The 15,407-nt window shown below is 42.8% G+C and carries 17 protein-coding genes and 1 riboswitch; of the genes, 5 read left to right on the top strand and 12 right to left on the bottom strand.

What is annotated here, in order from left to right:
* Positions 1 to 8: 8 nt before the first annotated feature.
* The 6 genes from I1A59_RS01735 to I1A59_RS01760 form a co-directional block, all read right to left on the bottom strand.
* Positions 9 to 353 (bottom strand): BMC domain-containing protein, encoded by a 345-nt coding sequence (locus I1A59_RS01735; RefSeq protein WP_196091105.1) that lies wholly within the window; start codon positions 351 to 353, stop codon positions 9 to 11.
* Positions 354 to 399: 46 nt separating this feature from the next.
* Positions 400 to 1,542, bottom strand: coding sequence for a 1-propanol dehydrogenase PduQ (locus tag I1A59_RS01740; RefSeq protein WP_196091106.1), 1,143 nt, complete (start codon positions 1,540 to 1,542; stop codon positions 400 to 402).
* A gap of 244 nt (positions 1,543 to 1,786) precedes the next feature.
* Positions 1,787 to 1,930: riboswitch (adenosylcobalamin (AdoCbl) riboswitch) on the top strand.
* A 180-nt stretch (positions 1,931 to 2,110) separates the two neighbouring features.
* Positions 2,111 to 2,707: a cob(I)yrinic acid a,c-diamide adenosyltransferase gene (locus tag I1A59_RS01745; protein ID WP_196091107.1), complete on the bottom strand. Its 597-nt coding sequence runs from the start codon at positions 2,705 to 2,707 to the stop codon at positions 2,111 to 2,113.
* Between the two features lies 1 nt (position 2,708).
* Entirely contained in the window at positions 2,709 to 3,143 is a 435-nt protein-coding gene (locus tag I1A59_RS01750) for a EutP/PduV family microcompartment system protein (RefSeq protein ID WP_196091108.1), read from the bottom strand.
* 140 nt (positions 3,144 to 3,283) lie between these two features.
* Positions 3,284 to 3,622, bottom strand: coding sequence for an ATP cone domain-containing protein (locus I1A59_RS01755; RefSeq protein ID WP_196091109.1), 339 nt, complete (start codon positions 3,620 to 3,622; stop codon positions 3,284 to 3,286).
* Positions 3,623 to 3,830: 208 nt separating this feature from the next.
* Positions 3,831 to 5,498, bottom strand: coding sequence for a formate--tetrahydrofolate ligase (locus I1A59_RS01760; protein WP_196091110.1), 1,668 nt, complete (start codon positions 5,496 to 5,498; stop codon positions 3,831 to 3,833).
* A 54-nt stretch (positions 5,499 to 5,552) separates the two neighbouring features.
* Between I1A59_RS01760 and I1A59_RS01765 the strand changes: the two genes are divergently transcribed.
* The 5 genes from I1A59_RS01765 to I1A59_RS01785 all read left to right on the top strand — a co-directional run bounded on the left by I1A59_RS01765 (position 5,553) and on the right by I1A59_RS01785 (position 10,466).
* Positions 5,553 to 6,254, top strand: coding sequence for a phosphopantothenate--cysteine ligase (locus I1A59_RS01765; protein ID WP_196091111.1), 702 nt, complete (start codon positions 5,553 to 5,555; stop codon positions 6,252 to 6,254).
* A 276-nt stretch (positions 6,255 to 6,530) separates the two neighbouring features.
* Complete coding sequence (coaC, locus tag I1A59_RS01770) at positions 6,531 to 7,076, top strand: phosphopantothenoylcysteine decarboxylase (protein WP_196091112.1); 546 nt, start codon at positions 6,531 to 6,533, stop codon at positions 7,074 to 7,076.
* Positions 7,063 to 7,626, top strand: a complete 564-nt coding sequence (locus tag I1A59_RS01775; protein ID WP_196091113.1) for an ECF transporter S component — start codon at positions 7,063 to 7,065, stop codon at positions 7,624 to 7,626. Before coaC ends, I1A59_RS01775 begins: the two co-directional genes overlap by 14 nt.
* 51 nt (positions 7,627 to 7,677) lie before the next feature.
* On the top strand, positions 7,678 to 9,396 hold the full coding sequence (locus I1A59_RS01780; RefSeq protein WP_196091114.1) for a phospho-sugar mutase: 1,719 nt from the start codon (positions 7,678 to 7,680) through the stop codon (positions 9,394 to 9,396).
* A gap of 227 nt (positions 9,397 to 9,623) precedes the next feature.
* Positions 9,624 to 10,466: a M48 family metallopeptidase gene (locus I1A59_RS01785; protein WP_247644652.1), complete on the top strand. Its 843-nt coding sequence runs from the start codon at positions 9,624 to 9,626 to the stop codon at positions 10,464 to 10,466.
* 150 nt (positions 10,467 to 10,616) lie between these two features.
* Here I1A59_RS01785 and mutY read toward each other — a convergent pair whose 3' ends face one another.
* The 6 genes from mutY to I1A59_RS01815 all read right to left on the bottom strand — a co-directional run bounded on the left by mutY (position 10,617) and on the right by I1A59_RS01815 (position 15,234).
* Positions 10,617 to 11,765: an A/G-specific adenine glycosylase gene (mutY, locus tag I1A59_RS01790; protein WP_196091115.1), complete on the bottom strand. Its 1,149-nt coding sequence runs from the start codon at positions 11,763 to 11,765 to the stop codon at positions 10,617 to 10,619.
* Positions 11,762 to 12,601 carry a thymidylate synthase gene (locus I1A59_RS01795; RefSeq protein ID WP_196091116.1) on the bottom strand — a complete coding sequence of 280 codons (840 nt, stop codon included), beginning with the start codon at positions 12,599 to 12,601 and terminating at the stop codon, positions 11,762 to 11,764. The genes mutY and I1A59_RS01795 overlap by 4 nt, the downstream gene beginning before the upstream one ends.
* Before the next feature lie 85 nt (positions 12,602 to 12,686).
* Positions 12,687 to 13,646, bottom strand: coding sequence for an ROK family glucokinase (locus I1A59_RS01800; protein ID WP_196091117.1), 960 nt, complete (start codon positions 13,644 to 13,646; stop codon positions 12,687 to 12,689).
* Between the two features lie 78 nt (positions 13,647 to 13,724).
* A complete protein-coding gene (locus tag I1A59_RS01805; protein ID WP_196091118.1) occupies positions 13,725 to 14,315 on the bottom strand; it encodes a uracil-DNA glycosylase family protein in 591 nt (196 codons plus the stop codon).
* 35 nt (positions 14,316 to 14,350) lie between these two features.
* Entirely contained in the window at positions 14,351 to 14,866 is a 516-nt protein-coding gene (locus I1A59_RS01810) for a DUF308 domain-containing protein (protein WP_196091119.1), read from the bottom strand.
* Positions 14,867 to 14,922: 56 nt separating this feature from the next.
* Positions 14,923 to 15,234, bottom strand: a complete 312-nt coding sequence (locus I1A59_RS01815) for a hypothetical protein (RefSeq protein WP_196091120.1) — start codon at positions 15,232 to 15,234, stop codon at positions 14,923 to 14,925.
* Positions 15,235 to 15,407 lie beyond the last annotated feature (173 nt).

Raw genomic sequence — 15,407 nt, forward strand, 5'->3', positions numbered from 1 at the left:
ACTTACTACTAGGTCTTGGTAACGGTTGTTCCAGAAAATCCTAGGATTAGATGCAACCCATCCAGTACAGCTGCAAGGGCCGTTTCTACAGAAGCTACATCTCCCGTCATCACTACAGAACCGCTAAAGCGATCGACAAACCCAATTTCAACACCAGCAGCTTTCGTTGCTAAATCAACAGCGATAATAGCAGCTTCGCTGGGAGTAATTGTTAAAATGCCAATAGCACCCCGATCTTTTGCTTGGAGACCTAGTTTTTCAAAAATAACGGGATCGGGATTCGCAATCAAATGGGCTAGGGTGACTTGCTTACCAGGAACATATTCCTGAATCATCCTTTGTTTTTCTGTCATCTCTTCTCCTTATTTTATTATACTGATATTTTATCATTTTGCCAAATTATTCTCTATAACTAGTAGATAGAATAGTAGCTAAATCCGATACCGAGGGCTGACGAGGATTTGTCACTGTGCAGGGATCTTTTAAAGCAGACTCAGCAATGGATTCTTTTTCCCTTTCAAATAACGGCTGATCAATCCCGTAAGCTGCTAAAGTTTCAGGCAAGTCCAGTTTCCGTTGCAACTGTCTCAGCTTATCCAGTAATTGCTTCACACCTTGAGCTGGATTTGGGGCTGAACAACCCAGAATGCGAGCAAGTTGCTGGTAACGCTTTGCCACCTCTAGTTGTTGATTCCCAATCCTTGCACCTTCTAAACCTGCATTATAGGCGATAACCTTCGGTAAAAGGATGCTATTCATGCGACCATGTGGAATATGGAAGACAGCACCAGATGCATGTGACAAACTATGGACAATCCCTAACGAAGTCGTATTAAAAGCCATGCCCGCCATGGTTGAAGCAATGTGCATCTTTTCACGAGCTTCCATATCTTGCCCATTCCGGTAGGCTTTGGGGAGGTACTCAAACACTAATTGAACTGTTTTTTCAACCAGAGCATCAGAAAAATCAGTGGCCTGTGTCGAAACATAAGCCTCCAAAACATGGGTTAGAACATCTATACCAGTATCTGCAGTAATCTGCCGCGGCAAACTGCGTACCAAATTGGCATCCAGAATGGCAAGGTCAGGAAGTAATTCACGGTCCACAATTGGATACTTCCGTCCCAAGTCAGCATCTGTAATCACCGAAAAATCTGTCACTTCAGATCCTGTTCCACTAGTTGTTGGAATAGCAATCAAGGTAACTTCTTGGAACCCTCCCTCTTTCTTACCAAAGTAATAAATGGCTTTCGCAGCATCCAAGGCAGAACCACCACCGATTGCTAAAATAATGTCGATCGTTTGCTCCTGGCTAGACTGAATCCCAGCTACAATCACTTCAATAGGGGGGTCGGGACAAACTTCCGTAAAAATAGTTACTCGATTCGAAGAATCCAGGTGGTTTTTCACATACTCCAACTGCCCCGTCTTTTCTAAAAAAGGATCCGCGACCATCAAAATCCCCTGATTTTGAAAGCTTCTTAATTCCTCTAACGCATTGGTTCCAATTACCAGTTCTGTTTTGTAATGAATCCTATACATAGTTTCTCCTTTTGTACAAAAATAAGCCGCACGAAAAGACTAAACATCACCGTTGTCGCCTCTTCTGCAGCTTCATTGCTTGATTGGTTTCTATGTACACCATTGTACTTCACAAATAGTTTAGCACAAAAACGCTTACAAAACAAGAATATGAAATGACTGATTTCAAATACAAACTTTTTGGGAATCGCTTTCCTTTTCCCTTGCTTTTTTCTCATAAAAAAGGTAGACTTAAGTCAGAAGAAATTGATAATGTACTCTTAGACTCATGGAAGTTTGGTGTAAATCCAACACGGTCCCGCCACTGTGATAAGCCTAGCTTTAAGTCAGATCTTTGAATCTAAGTTTTAGTAGAAGTCGGGTTTCGATGTAAAGCTTCGGCCTCATGAATAAGATTCATTTTCATTCTACGATTAGTACCATTCATTTCTTGGACTTTGTCCAACTGCTTATAGCAGTTCAAGTCTTTTGGAAGCTCGTACTAATCGAGGATGCTTAGTGAATGACTACAATGGCGTAGCCAAGCTTTCAGAAAACAAAACAAGAGGTCGCCAAGCGACCTCTTTTCCTATGCTTTTTTAGACCAACGTTCCACATCTTCCTTAGTAATGGCATGAAAAACCTTACTTCCGCGTTCATAAGGAATGTCTTTTACTCCCATTTGGTAATTGACAAAACGAGCAAGGGCAAAAAAGTAATCGGATAAGCGGTTTACAAAAATCAACACCTCTTGGTTAATATCCGTAGACCACATAGCCGCTACAATATGACGTTCTGCTCGACGGGCAATTGTCCGAGCGACGTGTAAGGAAGCAGCCAGTGGATGGCCACCTGGTAGAATAAAGGTTTCTAACTCAGGGGGGATGGGGGCATAAAGGTCAATTTTTGACTCAATCCAATCCACAAGACTTTGGTCCACTTTATATGGATAAACACCCTGTGGGGTCGATAAATCAGATCCACAATCAAACAAATAATGCTGCAGCTCCAATAATTCTTCACGGAGCACATCCTCCTGACTCAGATCACACATCAAGTAACCAATCCAAGAATTCAATTCATCAATCGTCCCATACGCCTGCACCCGTTCCGAATCTTTGGCAACACTTTGCCCACCTACTAATTTTGTAAGGCCCTTATCACCTGTTTTTGTATATAATTGCATCTTATTCCTCCTGTAAAAATTCTAAAAGGTCCGTTAAACCGCGATCGTCTACTGCTGAAAGTTCAAAAACTCTTTGGCACCCCGCCTCGTGGAGCTGACGATGGGCCCAGTCCACAGCTTGCCCCTCTTCACTCAGATCCATTTTGGTAATCAGGCCGATCATCTCCTTGGTAAATAAATTGGAAAAACCTTGTGGGAAGAACTGTTCTTCCTTGCTAGCATCCAGCATCAAGCCAATAACATCCGCCTGCATAGCTGTTACATTTAAAGCATTATAATACTGTCGGTGTTGAAGAAATTCGCCCGGTGTATCAATAATATCTTCATGATATTGAACCACCTGAGTTTTTTGGTAATCCAAGTCTAAGCCATGCAGGCGTTGGGTTAAACTCGTTTTCCCCACACCAACTGGCCCGATAAACATTATTTTTTTCATCGTTTACTCCTAAAAAAGGCAAAGGGAACCCGTTCCAAATTGTATCGCTTCATCGCGATTGGAATCAGGCCCCTTTGCCTTGGTTTATTCTATGTAAGCAAGTTCATTTTACGCTAATAACTGCTAGAAATCAAGTCCTTTTATTTTAATTGTTCAAATTTAAGATGCACGCTGATGCGGTCTTCATAGCCATTTCGCTCTAAATCCCGCTGCAATCGGTAGGAAATATAATGCTCAGCAATGTTAATGTAACCTGCATCTAAAAGACGATTTTCAACCATGGACTGAATCATACTAATCGTTGCTTTTTCAACCTTGGCTTCTTCCAAATCCATAACCACTTTCTTGGTTACCTGTGCTAAATTTTGCCGCAAAGAGTCGTCCAAGACAAAAACAGATTGGGCTGCTTTTAAGATAGCCTGGTAGATTTTCTCTGGGTTAAATTCGGTTACTTGTCCATCACGTTTAATGACTTGCATATGATTCCTCCATTTCCTTACAAAAAATCCCTCACTCAAAAAGAGGAGGGATCCGAAAGGCACTTCCGTGTGATGAGCCGGTTCACACAACTCATCAAGGTCCGCTCCTGCGATATGACCTCCTCTGCTTCAATGTGCAACGTTACCGTTACAAATCGACTCATCGCATAGTTTCATTCTAGCAAATTGAAACCGTTTTGTCAACTTTCTAGAAAAGACCGAAAACGTTACCGTCCTCATCCAAGCCCATTTTCAATGCTGCTGGCTGCTTAGGTAAGCCTGGCATCGTTAAGACACTTCCAGCCAAGGCCACGATAAATCCTGCACCGTGACGGACCTGAAATTCACGGATGGTAATTCGGAAATCTTGAGGTCGTCCTCCTAGTTTTGGATCATCTGATAGGGAATAAGGTGTTTTAGCCATGCAAATAGGGAAGTGATCCCAGCCCTGAAGCTGGAATTCCTTCAGTTGCTTGAACGCTTTAGGAGCTAGGTCCACACCTTGTGCTCCATAAGCCTTTTGAACTAACGATTCAATTTTTTCCATAAAACTTCCCTGACGGTCGTAATAAGGGGTAAAGCTCTTTTCTTCTGACAAGTAAGGTAGAAGGGCTTCAACCAACTCTTGGCCTCCTTGAGGCCCTTTTTCCCAAACTTCTGTGAGGGCAAGAGGGATGGTGGCTTCTAGGCAGAGGTGCTTCATTAGATCCAACTCTGCACTAGTATCTCCAGAGAAGCGATTGAGAGCAACAACAACAGGTTTCCCAGTTGAGGCCAGAGTCTGAACGTGATGCTGGAGATTGGCAAATCCTGCTTCCAGGGCTGGCAAATCTTCCTGGGTTAATTCCTGTTTAGATAGACCACCATGCATCTTAAGGGCCCGAATGGTAGCAACAACCACAATCGCATCTGGAGCCTTCCGTAGATGGGGGACCTTGATGTCTAAGAATTTTTCAGCCCCTAAATCAGCTCCAAATCCAGCTTCAGTTACAGTAATATCCGCCAAGGACAGTGCAGTTTCCGTAGCCACCACCGAATTACATCCGTGGGCAATATTGGCGAAAGGACCTCCATGAACCAGTGCTGGAGTACCATAAATGGTTTGGACCAAATTTGGCTTTAAAGCATCTTTTAGCAAAAGGGTTAAAGCCCCTTCAACCCCCAAATCCTTCACAAAGACAGGACTCCCATCTCGTTTATAACCAATTAAAATATTGGCTAATCGCTGTTCCAAATCTTGAAGATCACGCGCCAAACAAAGAATGGCCATCATCTCACTGGCAACGGTAATGTCAAAGCCATCTTCTCTTGGCTGGCCATTGATAGGACCTCCCAGTCCAATCACAATCTGACGCAAGCTCCGATCATTGATATCTAGGACACGCTTCCAAACAATGCGACTTGGATCCAATTCTAAGTCATTCCCCTGATGAAGGTGGTTATCAATCAGAGCTGATAAGGTATTATGAGCAGAGGTCAAGGCATGCATATCCCCTGTGAAATGGAGGTTAATATCCTCCATGGGTAATACTTGAGCGTATCCCCCACCCGCTGCTCCTCCTTTCAAGCCCATGACTGGACCGAGGGACGGCTCTCGGAGTGCAATCATGGTTTTATGACCAGCAGCAGTCAGGCTATCTGCCAGTCCAATGGTTACAGTTGATTTCCCTTCTCCAGCTGGAGTCGGATTGATAGCTGTCACCAGTATCAATTTACCAGCCTTTTCTTTTTTCAAACGGGAAAGTGTTTCATAGGAAATTTTTCCCTTATAGGGACCATATTGTTCAATTGATTGAGCCTCTAAACCTAGGCTAGCTGCAATCTCTGTGATTGGTTTCAAGGAACTTTCTTGTGCAATTTGAATATCCGTTTTCATGAGCAATCCTCCTCTTCACTCCTCATTATACAGTAAAAGGTGTATAATGAGGATATGAAAATTTTAATCACATCCGGCGGAACGAGTGAGCCTATCGATCAGGTTCGGGCCATTACCAATCAATCGACTGGTCGCTTAGGCGCTCAGATTGCCCAAGCTTTTTTGGAAGCTGGTTTTTCAGTAACGTTGCTAACAACGCAAAACGCTGTCAAGCCTTCAGCACATCCAAAGCTCCAGCAAATTCTTATTCAAACAACCAAGGACCTAGAAGGAGCCCTTCAAGACCAGGTTCCCCAGCATCAGGTTCTTATTCATAGCATGGCTGTTTCAGACTATCGTCCTCTGCAGATGGTCCCTTTGGAAAAAATTCAAGAAGCAGCTAATCTTCAACGGTTTTTGGAGTCAGAGCAAAAAGAGGGAAAACATTCATCCAAAGCTGACCATCAAGTGATTTTCTTGGAGAAAACACCTAAACTCATTCAAAAAGTAAAGGACTGGAATCCCGACCTACGCTTGATCGGTTTCAAACTACTGGTTTCTGTCAATCCAGAGGAACTGATTTCTGTGGCACGGGCCTCCTTGGAGAAAAACCGAGCCGACTTGATTGTCGCCAACGATCTATCCCAGATTGACCAAGACCAGCACCCAGCCTTTTTAGTGGGGCCTGATTCCATTGAGCAAGCCAAAACCAAGCAAGAAATCGCTCAGAAACTACTTGATTTCATACTTAACAACATTCAAAATCAGAACACTTGACGAATTTTAAAAAAATGACGAGAAAGCCAATGAAGTTCGTTTAACTGGTCTGGGAGACCTGTTGAATATTATCGATAAGGCGTGCAAGGTACGCACTCAAAAAGTTCATCGAAGAGGCTTGACAATGTTTGATTTTGAAAGTCAATGAAAATTATAGTCTTTTAGTTTACTTTTAGTACAAGGCAACGAGTCGTAGACAGTACTGAAGTACGGTAAGACGAGTTAACACAGTAACAAAAGATAAACTAAAAAAGTATATTAGAAAGGATTCCTAGCATGGCCACCATTACTCTAGCCGTGACCGGCAGCATCTCCGCCTATAAAGCCGCTGATTTGGTCAGTCAATTAGGCAAATATGGTCACCAAGTTCATGTGCTGATGACTGAATCTGCACAAGCCTTCATAACACCCTTAACCTTGCAAGTTCTTTCCAAACATCCTGTCCATTTGGACACCATGGTGGAACCAGACCCAGCCAAGGTCAATCATATTCAATTAGCTAAGGAAACAGACCTATTCCTCGTTGCCCCTGCTTCAGCCAATACCCTGGCTAAATTAGCCAATGGTCTTGCAGATAACATCGTAACAGCTACAGCCTTGGCCCTGCCGCCTACGACTCCAAAGTTGCTGGCTCCGGCCATGAACACCAATATGTACCTGCATCCGGCAACCCAAAAGAATCTTGAGACCTTACATGACTACGGTTACCAACTTGTCTCACCTCGGGAATCCATTCTAGCCTGTGGAGATCGCGGTGTCGGTGCTCTGGCCGAAATTCCAGCTATTTTAGAAAGTGTAAAGGAGATTCTTGACCTTGCATAGATCAAATACAACTGCCGTTCTCGCCATTTTCCTAGCTGCCATGCTGGTGATTCAATGGCTCAGCGGGCTTATCTTCAATGTCCTCCCCTTTGTCATTCGCCCGACCTTGATTCATATCCCTGTCATTATCGGCTCCATTCGCTATGGTCCTAAAACCGGAATGATTCTTGGATTTTTTATGGGGCTTATCTCCATGATCAACAATACCCTCTTTATTCAACCCACAAGTTATCTCTTTACCCCCTTTGTTGAGAATGGAAGCTGGGCATCTTTGATGATTGCTTTTGTCCCTCGCATCCTGATTGGTCTCTTCCCTTCCTTTGTCTATCGCTGGATTCCCAACCGTTTGGGATTGGGGCTAGCGGGTGTTCTTGGTTCCTTAACCAATACCTTCTTTGTACTTTCAGGAATTTTCTTGCTATTTCCGTCAATTTACCAAGGGAACTTGCAAACTTTCTTAGCCGCCATTCTCACAACCAACTCTTTAGCGGAAATGGCACTAGCAGGATTTATCACAGCTGCTGCTTTTCCTATTTTGAAAAAAAATTAAAAAAGTGCTATAATGTAAGCGATTCCGAATATAACAAAAGGAGATTATAGTATGACCTATTTAGAATCTTACCAAAACTGGCTTGAACAAGAAAACCTTCCAGCTTACCTCCGCGAAGAATTGGAAGCTATGGATGACAAGCAAAAAGAAGATGCCTTTTATACCAATCTAGAGTTCGGTACTGCGGGTATGCGTGGTATTATCGGAGCTGGTACGAACCGCATCAATATCTTTGTTGTGCGTCAGGCAACAGAAGGTTTAGCTCGTCTGATTGAAAGCAAAGGGGAAGAATTCAAGGCGCGTGGTGTAGCCATTGCCTATGATAGCCGTCACTTCTCTCCTGAGTTTGCGATGGAATCTGCCGCTGTTCTGGCCCAGCATGGCATCAAATCTTATGTTTTTGAAAGTCTTCGTCCAACTCCGGAATTGTCCTTCGCAGTTCGCCACCTCAACGCCTTCTCTGGAATCATGATCACCGCTTCACACAACCCTGCACCTTTTAACGGTTACAAGGTTTATGGAGAAGATGGTGGACAAATGCCACCTGCAGATGCGGATGCCCTAACCGATTTCATCCGTGAAATCTCAGATCCGTTTAGCATTGAAGTTGCAGATGTAGAAGCTGCTCAAGCAAGCAATCTCATTGAGATCATTGGGGAAGCAGTCGATGCAGAATACCTCAAAGAAGTTCAAACAGTTACCATCAATCCTGAGTTGATTGAAGAGTATGGTAAAGACATGAAGATTGTCTATACCCCACTTCACGGAACTGGTGAAATGTTGGCTCGTCGTGCCCTTGCCCAAGCAGGATTTGATTCCGTACAATTAGTTGAAAGCCAGCTAACAGCTGACCCTGACTTCTCTACCGTTAAATCTCCAAACCCTGAAAGTCAAGCAGCCTTTGCCCTTGCGGAAGAATTGGGACGTGAAGTAGGTGCGGATGTATTGATCGCTACAGACCCAGATGCAGACCGTCTTGGTGTTGAAGTCTTACAAGCAGACGGTTCCTATAAAAACCTTTCTGGTAACCAAATCGGTGCCCTCATCGCTAAATATATCTTGGAAGCTCACAAATCTGCTGGCACCCTTCCAAGCAATGCGGCCTTGGCTAAATCCATTGTGTCCACAGACTTGGTGACTAAAATTGCCGAAAGCTATGGCGCTACTATGTTCAATGTCTTGACCGGATTCAAATTTATTGCTGAAAAGATTCAAGAATTTGAAGATACTGGTAGCCACACCTACCTCTTTGGATTTGAAGAAAGCTTCGGTTACCTCATCAAACCGTTTGTTCGTGATAAAGATGCCATTCAAGCTGTTCTCATCGTAGCTGAAATCGCTGCCTACTTCCGTTCCCGTGGCTTAACCCTAGCAGATGGAATCGAAGAAATCTACAAAGAATACGGCTACTATGCTGAGAAAACAATCTCTGTTACCCTTTCTGGTGTCGACGGAGCTACTCAGATTAAAGCCATCATGAGTAAATTCCGTGAACAAGCTCCAAACAGCTTCAACCAAAGCCCAGTTGTTCTAACAGAAGACTTCAAAGAATTAACCGCAACAGATGCACAAGATCAAGTTACTGCTCTTACAACACCTCCAAGTGATGTTCTCAAATATACCTTGGAAGACGGATCTTGGATTGCAGTTCGCCCTTCAGGTACCGAACCAAAAATTAAATTCTACCTAGCAGTCGTTGGCCAATCCAATGAAGACGCTGAAGCAAAAATCACTGCTATTGAAGCTGAGATTAACGCTTTTATTAAATAAGCTTAAAAGCCCTAGAGTGTTTACACTCCAAGGGCTTTTTCTTGCTTACATGACGTAAGGATCTCTCTAATTTTACAGCAGCTCGTTTTTTATAGTAACACAGAGGACATTTTCATATTCGATTTACTTAAGACATTATCACTTTCGAATGATCTATTTCCGTAAAATTCAAAAAAACAGATTGACGATTTTAATCTCTTCTTGTATAGTAGGGAACGGAGGGAAATATGAAACAAAATATAACTGTTAAAGAGCTTCGTCATCGAGCGGAAATGCCGATGATTGTCTTATGTATCGTACTGACTATCCTTGCTTGGATAGCTGTATTCGTGAGTGTTTTTGTCCTAGAATCACCACTGGAAGATTGGGCCGTGCCTATTTTAATTGGTGCGCTATCCCCATTTTTAGCGGTCATTGTCATTTTCAGACACCATTATTGGAAAGAAATTACCAATGGTGTTGAAATTACTGAAAAGCAATTTCCTGAAATCTACCAAGTCTATGTTGGATTAGCAAAAGAAATGGGCTTTGGAAATGGAAAAGGTGTCATGGCAGAAATTCCGCGTCTTTACCTTAAAAATGGTGACGGAACCTTGAATGCTTTTGCATCCAAATGCCAACTTCACAAAGGCTATGTAGTCCTTTATTCTGATTTAATGGACATCGCCTATAAGGAAAATGATTTTGAAGGCATTGCCTTTATTCTTGCACATGAACTTGGACATATCAAATGTGGGCACGTCTCTGCTTGGCGGACTATTCTTCAACCTGTAGCTAAAATGCTCTTCTTAGAGAAATCCCTTACACGTGCCCAAGAATGGACAGCTGACCGGTGTGGTTACTACTATGCACCTGAAGGTAAGCGTTCCATGATGGTTCTCTCAGCAGGTAAAAATCTGTATTCAAAAGTGGATTTTGATGAGTTCATCCGATCAGTCGATAATCATAAAGACGGATTCTGGCTCAAATACTCCAATTTCATGGCTGACCATGCCGTAGGTTTCCGTCGTATCCAAGCAATTAAGGAAACAGAAGAAAAAGGTTGGGATGTTCACGGGAAAATGCTATAGTCTTTTAGTTTGCTTTTAGTACAAGGCAGCGAGTCGCAGGCAGTACTAAAGTACGGCAAGACGAGCTAACACAGTAATAAAAGATAAACTAAAAGAGTATATAAGAAAAAGAGTTTCAAATCCACAGTTAATGTGGACTTGGAACCCTTTTTATGTTGCTTTAAGATTGCTTTCGACTATTTCCCAAATCTTTTGCTGAGGTCTCGCAAAGGGATAGGAACTGAAATCCTCTGCAGAAACCCAGAGGCTACCTACCGGCACGTCTGGATTCCCTTGCACGTGACCTAGCTGGATGTCAACATGCCATTTGCGGTGGCTAAAGACATGTTTTACTTGTGGCAAGGTGATCTCTTCCCATTCAATATCGAAAGGATAATCAGCCTCCAGTCGTGTACGTGCATCTAAAACGTCATTTCCTTCAGATACGGGATTGAATAAGTTCAATTCTTGTTCTTCTTCTACTTCCAACAAGGGGAAATGCCAAAAACCTGCCAAAAGTTTACTATGGTCATTTTTTTCAAGAAGAAATTTTCCCTCTTGATTTTGTAGAACAAAGGCCTTCAAATAAATGGAAATTGGTTTTTTCTTGGGTGCTTTAATAGGATATTTGTCCATGGTTCCATGTTTGTAGGCTGCTGAAAATACTTTAACAGGACTGTCTTCTGGTCTTGGATTAACTGGTGCTTCAATATCTGATCCCAAATCCATCAAAGCTTGGTTAAAATCACCAGGTCTTTTAGGGTCAATCAAAACATCCATCATAGCCTGAAAAACCTTCCGATTACTTGGATTTCCAATGTCCAAATCAACTTCAAAAAGCCGCGCCAACACTCGCATAACATTACCATCCACAGCAGGTTCCGGTAAGTTAAAAGCGATACTTGCTATGGCACCTGCAGTATAGGGACCAATCCCTTTTAATTTGCGAATCTCTTCAATAGTCTCAGGGAATTTTCCGTGATAGTCCTCAACCATGGTTTGAGCTGCAATCTGCATATTTCGAACGCGGGAGTAATAGCCTAAACCTTCCCAAGTTTTTAACAGAAGCTCTTCTTCCGCAGCAGCTAAATCTTGGATAGTTGGAAAAGTCTTCAAGAAGCGATGAAAATAAGGGATAACAGTATCGACACGAGTTTGTTGCAACATAATTTCCGAAACCCAGATGCGATAAGGGTCTGTATTTTCCCTCCAGGGCAAATCTCTTTTTTCTTGGTCATACCAAGTCAGCAAGGCCAACCGAAAGGCCTGAATTTTCTCTTCAGGCCACATTTCGATTCCATATTTTTCAAAATTAATCATATTGCTAAATCAAATTTCAATTGTGGTTGAACTGGATCATAACCGACCAATTCAAAATCCTCAATCCTAATATCATAAAAATTCGTTCCATCTGGGACATTCAAAACTAAGCGTGGAGTCTGTTCAGGGGCCGTACGACGCAGTAGCTCTTCTGCTTGTTCAAACTGATTATCATAAATATGCAGGTTATTGACAAAGTAAAAGAATTTACCGACCTTCCAACCAAAATGCTTGGCAATCATCATTTGCAAGGCAACATACTGCATGGCATTAATATGATGGGCCACCAGCATATCATTGGAACGCTGTGTTAAAGTAGCATCCAAATAGAGATCTTCCCCTACCCGACGAACATCAAACATGGTTTGAAAAGCACAAGGTAAAAGACCTTCTGTCTGGTCAAAAGCCTGGTAATCCCATAGCGAAATGACATTCCGGCGATTCCAAGGGTTTTCTGCTAGCTGTTCTAAGATACGGTCTATGATTCGGTGCTCTTTTACAACAGCCCCATATCGCTGCCCGATTGTCCCGGTATCCCCAACTTCCCAATCATTCCAGTAGCGAACGCCATATTTTTCATTTAAAAGGTCTAGATTATTGGATTGATCTTGGTAAATCCATAAAATCTCTTTAATCGCTGATTTAATTGGAATTGGTCGGAGACTGGTAATGGGAAAATCCCCCTTAGCCAAATCATATTCGGCAAAGGAACCAGTGATGTATTTTGAATGGGCAGTTCGTCCATCCTTGTACTGAGGCCTAGCCAGTTCGCTCATCACACCTTCATCTAAGATTTTCCGTATATTGCTTTTAAAAATTTTGTCTGCGCGTGTCATTGCCTATTTCCTTTTTAAGATAGAAGAGAGTGAGACGACGAACGATTTTATTTGTAAAAATCGTTCTGACTCACTCTCTTTTTTATTATTGGCGAACCAATGAAGCAGCACCAATGACACCTGCGTCATTGCCTAATTGAGCTAAGGACAATTTGGTGGAACTCGCTACTTGTGGGAAAGCGTTCGCTTTGAAGACTTCTTCCACACCCTTCAAAAGGAATTCTCCAGCTGCAGAAACCCCTCCACCTATAACAATTGTTGATGGGTTTAGAATGCTAGCAATGTTGGCACAAGCTATTCCAAGGTAACGAGAGAAATTACGGTAAACAATCAAGGCCAACTCATCCCCTTCTTTAGCTAGGTCGAAAACAAGTTTAGCCGTTACATCATCCCCATCATCGATTAATTGTTTTAAACGAGCATCTCCAGCGTACTCATCTGCATAACGACGAGTCAGGTTGACAATACCAGTCGCAGAAGCAACGGTTTCCAAACAACCCGGTTTCCCACAGGTACACATAATTGGTTGATCAAAATCGACAACAATATGTCCCAATTCTCCACCGGCACCTGCGACTCCATGAATCAGATTTCCATCAGCAATGACACCACCACCAACACCAGTACCAAGTGTCATAAAGACTACATCTGGATCATTGCTTCCGGCACCTACCCATTGTTCTCCAAGGGCTGCTACGTTGGCGTCGTTATCGATAAAGAATGGTATGCCGAGGCCTGCTTCCATCTGTTCTTTGACAGGCTGCAGCGTTTTCCAGTTCAGATTATATGCACCTACAACAGTACCCGCTTTAGGATCAACAACGCCTGGAGATCCCATCCCGATTCCAAGGAAATTTTCAGCACTTAAGTTCAAGAGTTCCAAACGGTGTTGAATGGAAGCGATCATATCATCTACAATATGGCTACCCTCATCAAGGATGTTGGTTTTGATCGACCATTTTTCTTGAATCTCACCCGCCTGGGTCAAAATTGCAAATTTAACGGATGTTCCACCGAGGTCAATTCCAATAATTTTCTTCTCCATTTTTCGAACTCCTTCGATTTTTCTACTAGAATCAGTATACCAAAAAACGCCCTTTATGAAAAGAGGAAAACGTTTGCTTTATTGGTGACAAGCTATGATTTCACGGATCCTTTTTTGCAAGTCTGGGATGACTTCTGCTTCAAACCAAGGATGCTTTTTAAGCCAGATATTATTCCGGGGAGATGGATGAATTATTGGAAAAAAGCTGGGGAGGTAATCCGAGTAGTTTCGAACCGTCTCCGTTAAGCTTGCCCCGTCTTGCCCTCCTAGATAGCATTTTTGAGCATACGTACCCATTAAAATAGTTAACTCTACTTCTTTTAAATGCTTCAAGCAGAGAGGGTGCCATTTTTCGGCAAAACCTTTTCGGGGTGGTAAATCTCCACTTTTTCCTTTTCCCGGAAAATAAAAATCCATGGGTAAAATTGCTAATTGTCCAGAATTATAAAACCAATCAGTATCAACCCCCATCCATTGTCGGAGCCGATCCCCACTCGGATCATGAAACAAGATCTGACTCTCTTGCGCCCTTATTCCAGGAGCCTGGCCAATGAGTACGACCTTGGCAGACGCTGGCACTTGAAATAGTGGAGCTATTCCTTGTTTCGTATATTCATGGTTCATAGCATCATCCATAATTTGACGAACCAATACCTGATTTTTCATCATTTTTCCCTTTAAAAAGCTGGGAGACCCCAGCAACTTTAACTATTCAAAACTTTCATCAATTGTACCAAACCCGCATAAACAAAGGCAGAGGCAACTAAAAGGGCTGCAACACCACCTCCAACCATAGGGTGGTTGATCAGAAAGAAACCTAAAACAACCCCAAGCATACTGGACCAAAATAAATAGTTAGTCAGAATAGGAACTTCCTTGCGCTGACCTAGGGCCTGACCAAAGCGAATCAGAGAAAGCACCACCAGCCAAATTCCTAAGATCGTTGGAATGAGGACGGGAAGACTTAGAAATCCACCAAGTAGCAGATAAGCCCCGATTAAGATTTCTAATCCCGCAGCCAGTAACAACCAAAGAGACTTTGCCAGACTCGGCAATTCTCTATAAAAATATAAACCGGCGATTCCGTTGAACAGTACCGAAACGGATAGGAGCCAGGAGATGGCCATCAGGTTGGTCCTTGGGTTTAAAAATAGAAAAATCCCTACTGATATGGAGATAAAAGCCGAAGTCATCACTCCCCATTTACTGCCTTGATTCATCAACCAGGCTCCTTTCCTTATGTCTGTTTCTACTATATAGATTTCCAATATCCTTGTCAAGAAATCTCTACAATCGTCCGTCCCAAATGCCGTCCAACCTTAAGTTCTTGGGCAACCTCAACAACCGCCTCCAACTTCACCATTGTAACCGCCACATTCCCTGAAATTTTCCACTCATTGGCCAGTAGTGACCATATTTCTTGCCGTTTCTTTTGGTCAAAGGCAACAGAATCAATGCCAATGAGACGAATTCCTCGGAGGATAAAAGGGGGAACTGTGGTCTCCAGGTTGAGACCATCGGCATTATAGTCTTTTAGTTTGCTTTTAGTACAAGGCAGCGAGTCGCAGACAGTACTGAAGTACGGCAAGACGAGCTAACACAGTAATAAAAGATAAACTAAAAGACTCTACATTATCTTCAATGGAAAAACAAAAAGCTGATTCTCTCAGGTTCGGGTTCCCAGTTTCCACAAACCTTGAGAAATCAGCTTTCTGCCCATGTTTTCCTACGATTTGGAGAAGACTTACCTTCTCAATCTAG

Origin of the sequence: Streptococcus sp. NLN76, from assembly GCF_015686645.1 — a bacterium.
Classification (GTDB): domain Bacteria; phylum Bacillota; class Bacilli; order Lactobacillales; family Streptococcaceae; genus Streptococcus.

What these genes read in the sequence shown, in the direction of transcription:
- I1A59_RS01795 (WP_196091116.1), bottom strand. Translation starts at nt 12,601, where the DNA reads ATGACACGCGCAGACAAAATTTTTAAAAGCAATATACGGAAAATCTTA.
- coaC (WP_196091112.1), top strand. Translation starts at nt 6,531, where the DNA reads ATGGCCACCATTACTCTAGCCGTGACCGGCAGCATCTCCGCCTATAAA.
- mutY (WP_196091115.1), bottom strand. Translation starts at nt 11,765, where the DNA reads ATGATTAATTTTGAAAAATATGGAATCGAAATGTGGCCTGAAGAGAAA.
- I1A59_RS01760 (WP_196091110.1), bottom strand. Translation starts at nt 5,498, where the DNA reads ATGAAAACGGATATTCAAATTGCACAAGAAAGTTCCTTGAAACCAATC.
- I1A59_RS01740 (WP_196091106.1), bottom strand. Translation starts at nt 1,542, where the DNA reads ATGTATAGGATTCATTACAAAACAGAACTGGTAATTGGAACCAATGCG.
- I1A59_RS01800 (WP_196091117.1), bottom strand. Translation starts at nt 13,646, where the DNA reads ATGGAGAAGAAAATTATTGGAATTGACCTCGGTGGAACATCCGTTAAA.
- I1A59_RS01735 (WP_196091105.1), bottom strand. Translation starts at nt 353, where the DNA reads ATGACAGAAAAACAAAGGATGATTCAGGAATATGTTCCTGGTAAGCAA.
- I1A59_RS01780 (WP_196091114.1), top strand. Translation starts at nt 7,678, where the DNA reads ATGACCTATTTAGAATCTTACCAAAACTGGCTTGAACAAGAAAACCTT.
- I1A59_RS01765 (WP_196091111.1), top strand. Translation starts at nt 5,553, where the DNA reads ATGAAAATTTTAATCACATCCGGCGGAACGAGTGAGCCTATCGATCAG.
- I1A59_RS01810 (WP_196091119.1), bottom strand. Translation starts at nt 14,866, where the DNA reads ATGAATCAAGGCAGTAAATGGGGAGTGATGACTTCGGCTTTTATCTCC.
- I1A59_RS01750 (WP_196091108.1), bottom strand. Translation starts at nt 3,143, where the DNA reads ATGAAAAAAATAATGTTTATCGGGCCAGTTGGTGTGGGGAAAACGAGT.
- I1A59_RS01745 (WP_196091107.1), bottom strand. Translation starts at nt 2,707, where the DNA reads ATGCAATTATATACAAAAACAGGTGATAAGGGCCTTACAAAATTAGTA.
- I1A59_RS01785 (WP_247644652.1), top strand. Translation starts at nt 9,624, where the DNA reads ATGAAACAAAATATAACTGTTAAAGAGCTTCGTCATCGAGCGGAAATG.
- I1A59_RS01805 (WP_196091118.1), bottom strand. Translation starts at nt 14,315, where the DNA reads ATGATGAAAAATCAGGTATTGGTTCGTCAAATTATGGATGATGCTATG.
- I1A59_RS01755 (WP_196091109.1), bottom strand. Translation starts at nt 3,622, where the DNA reads ATGCAAGTCATTAAACGTGATGGACAAGTAACCGAATTTAACCCAGAG.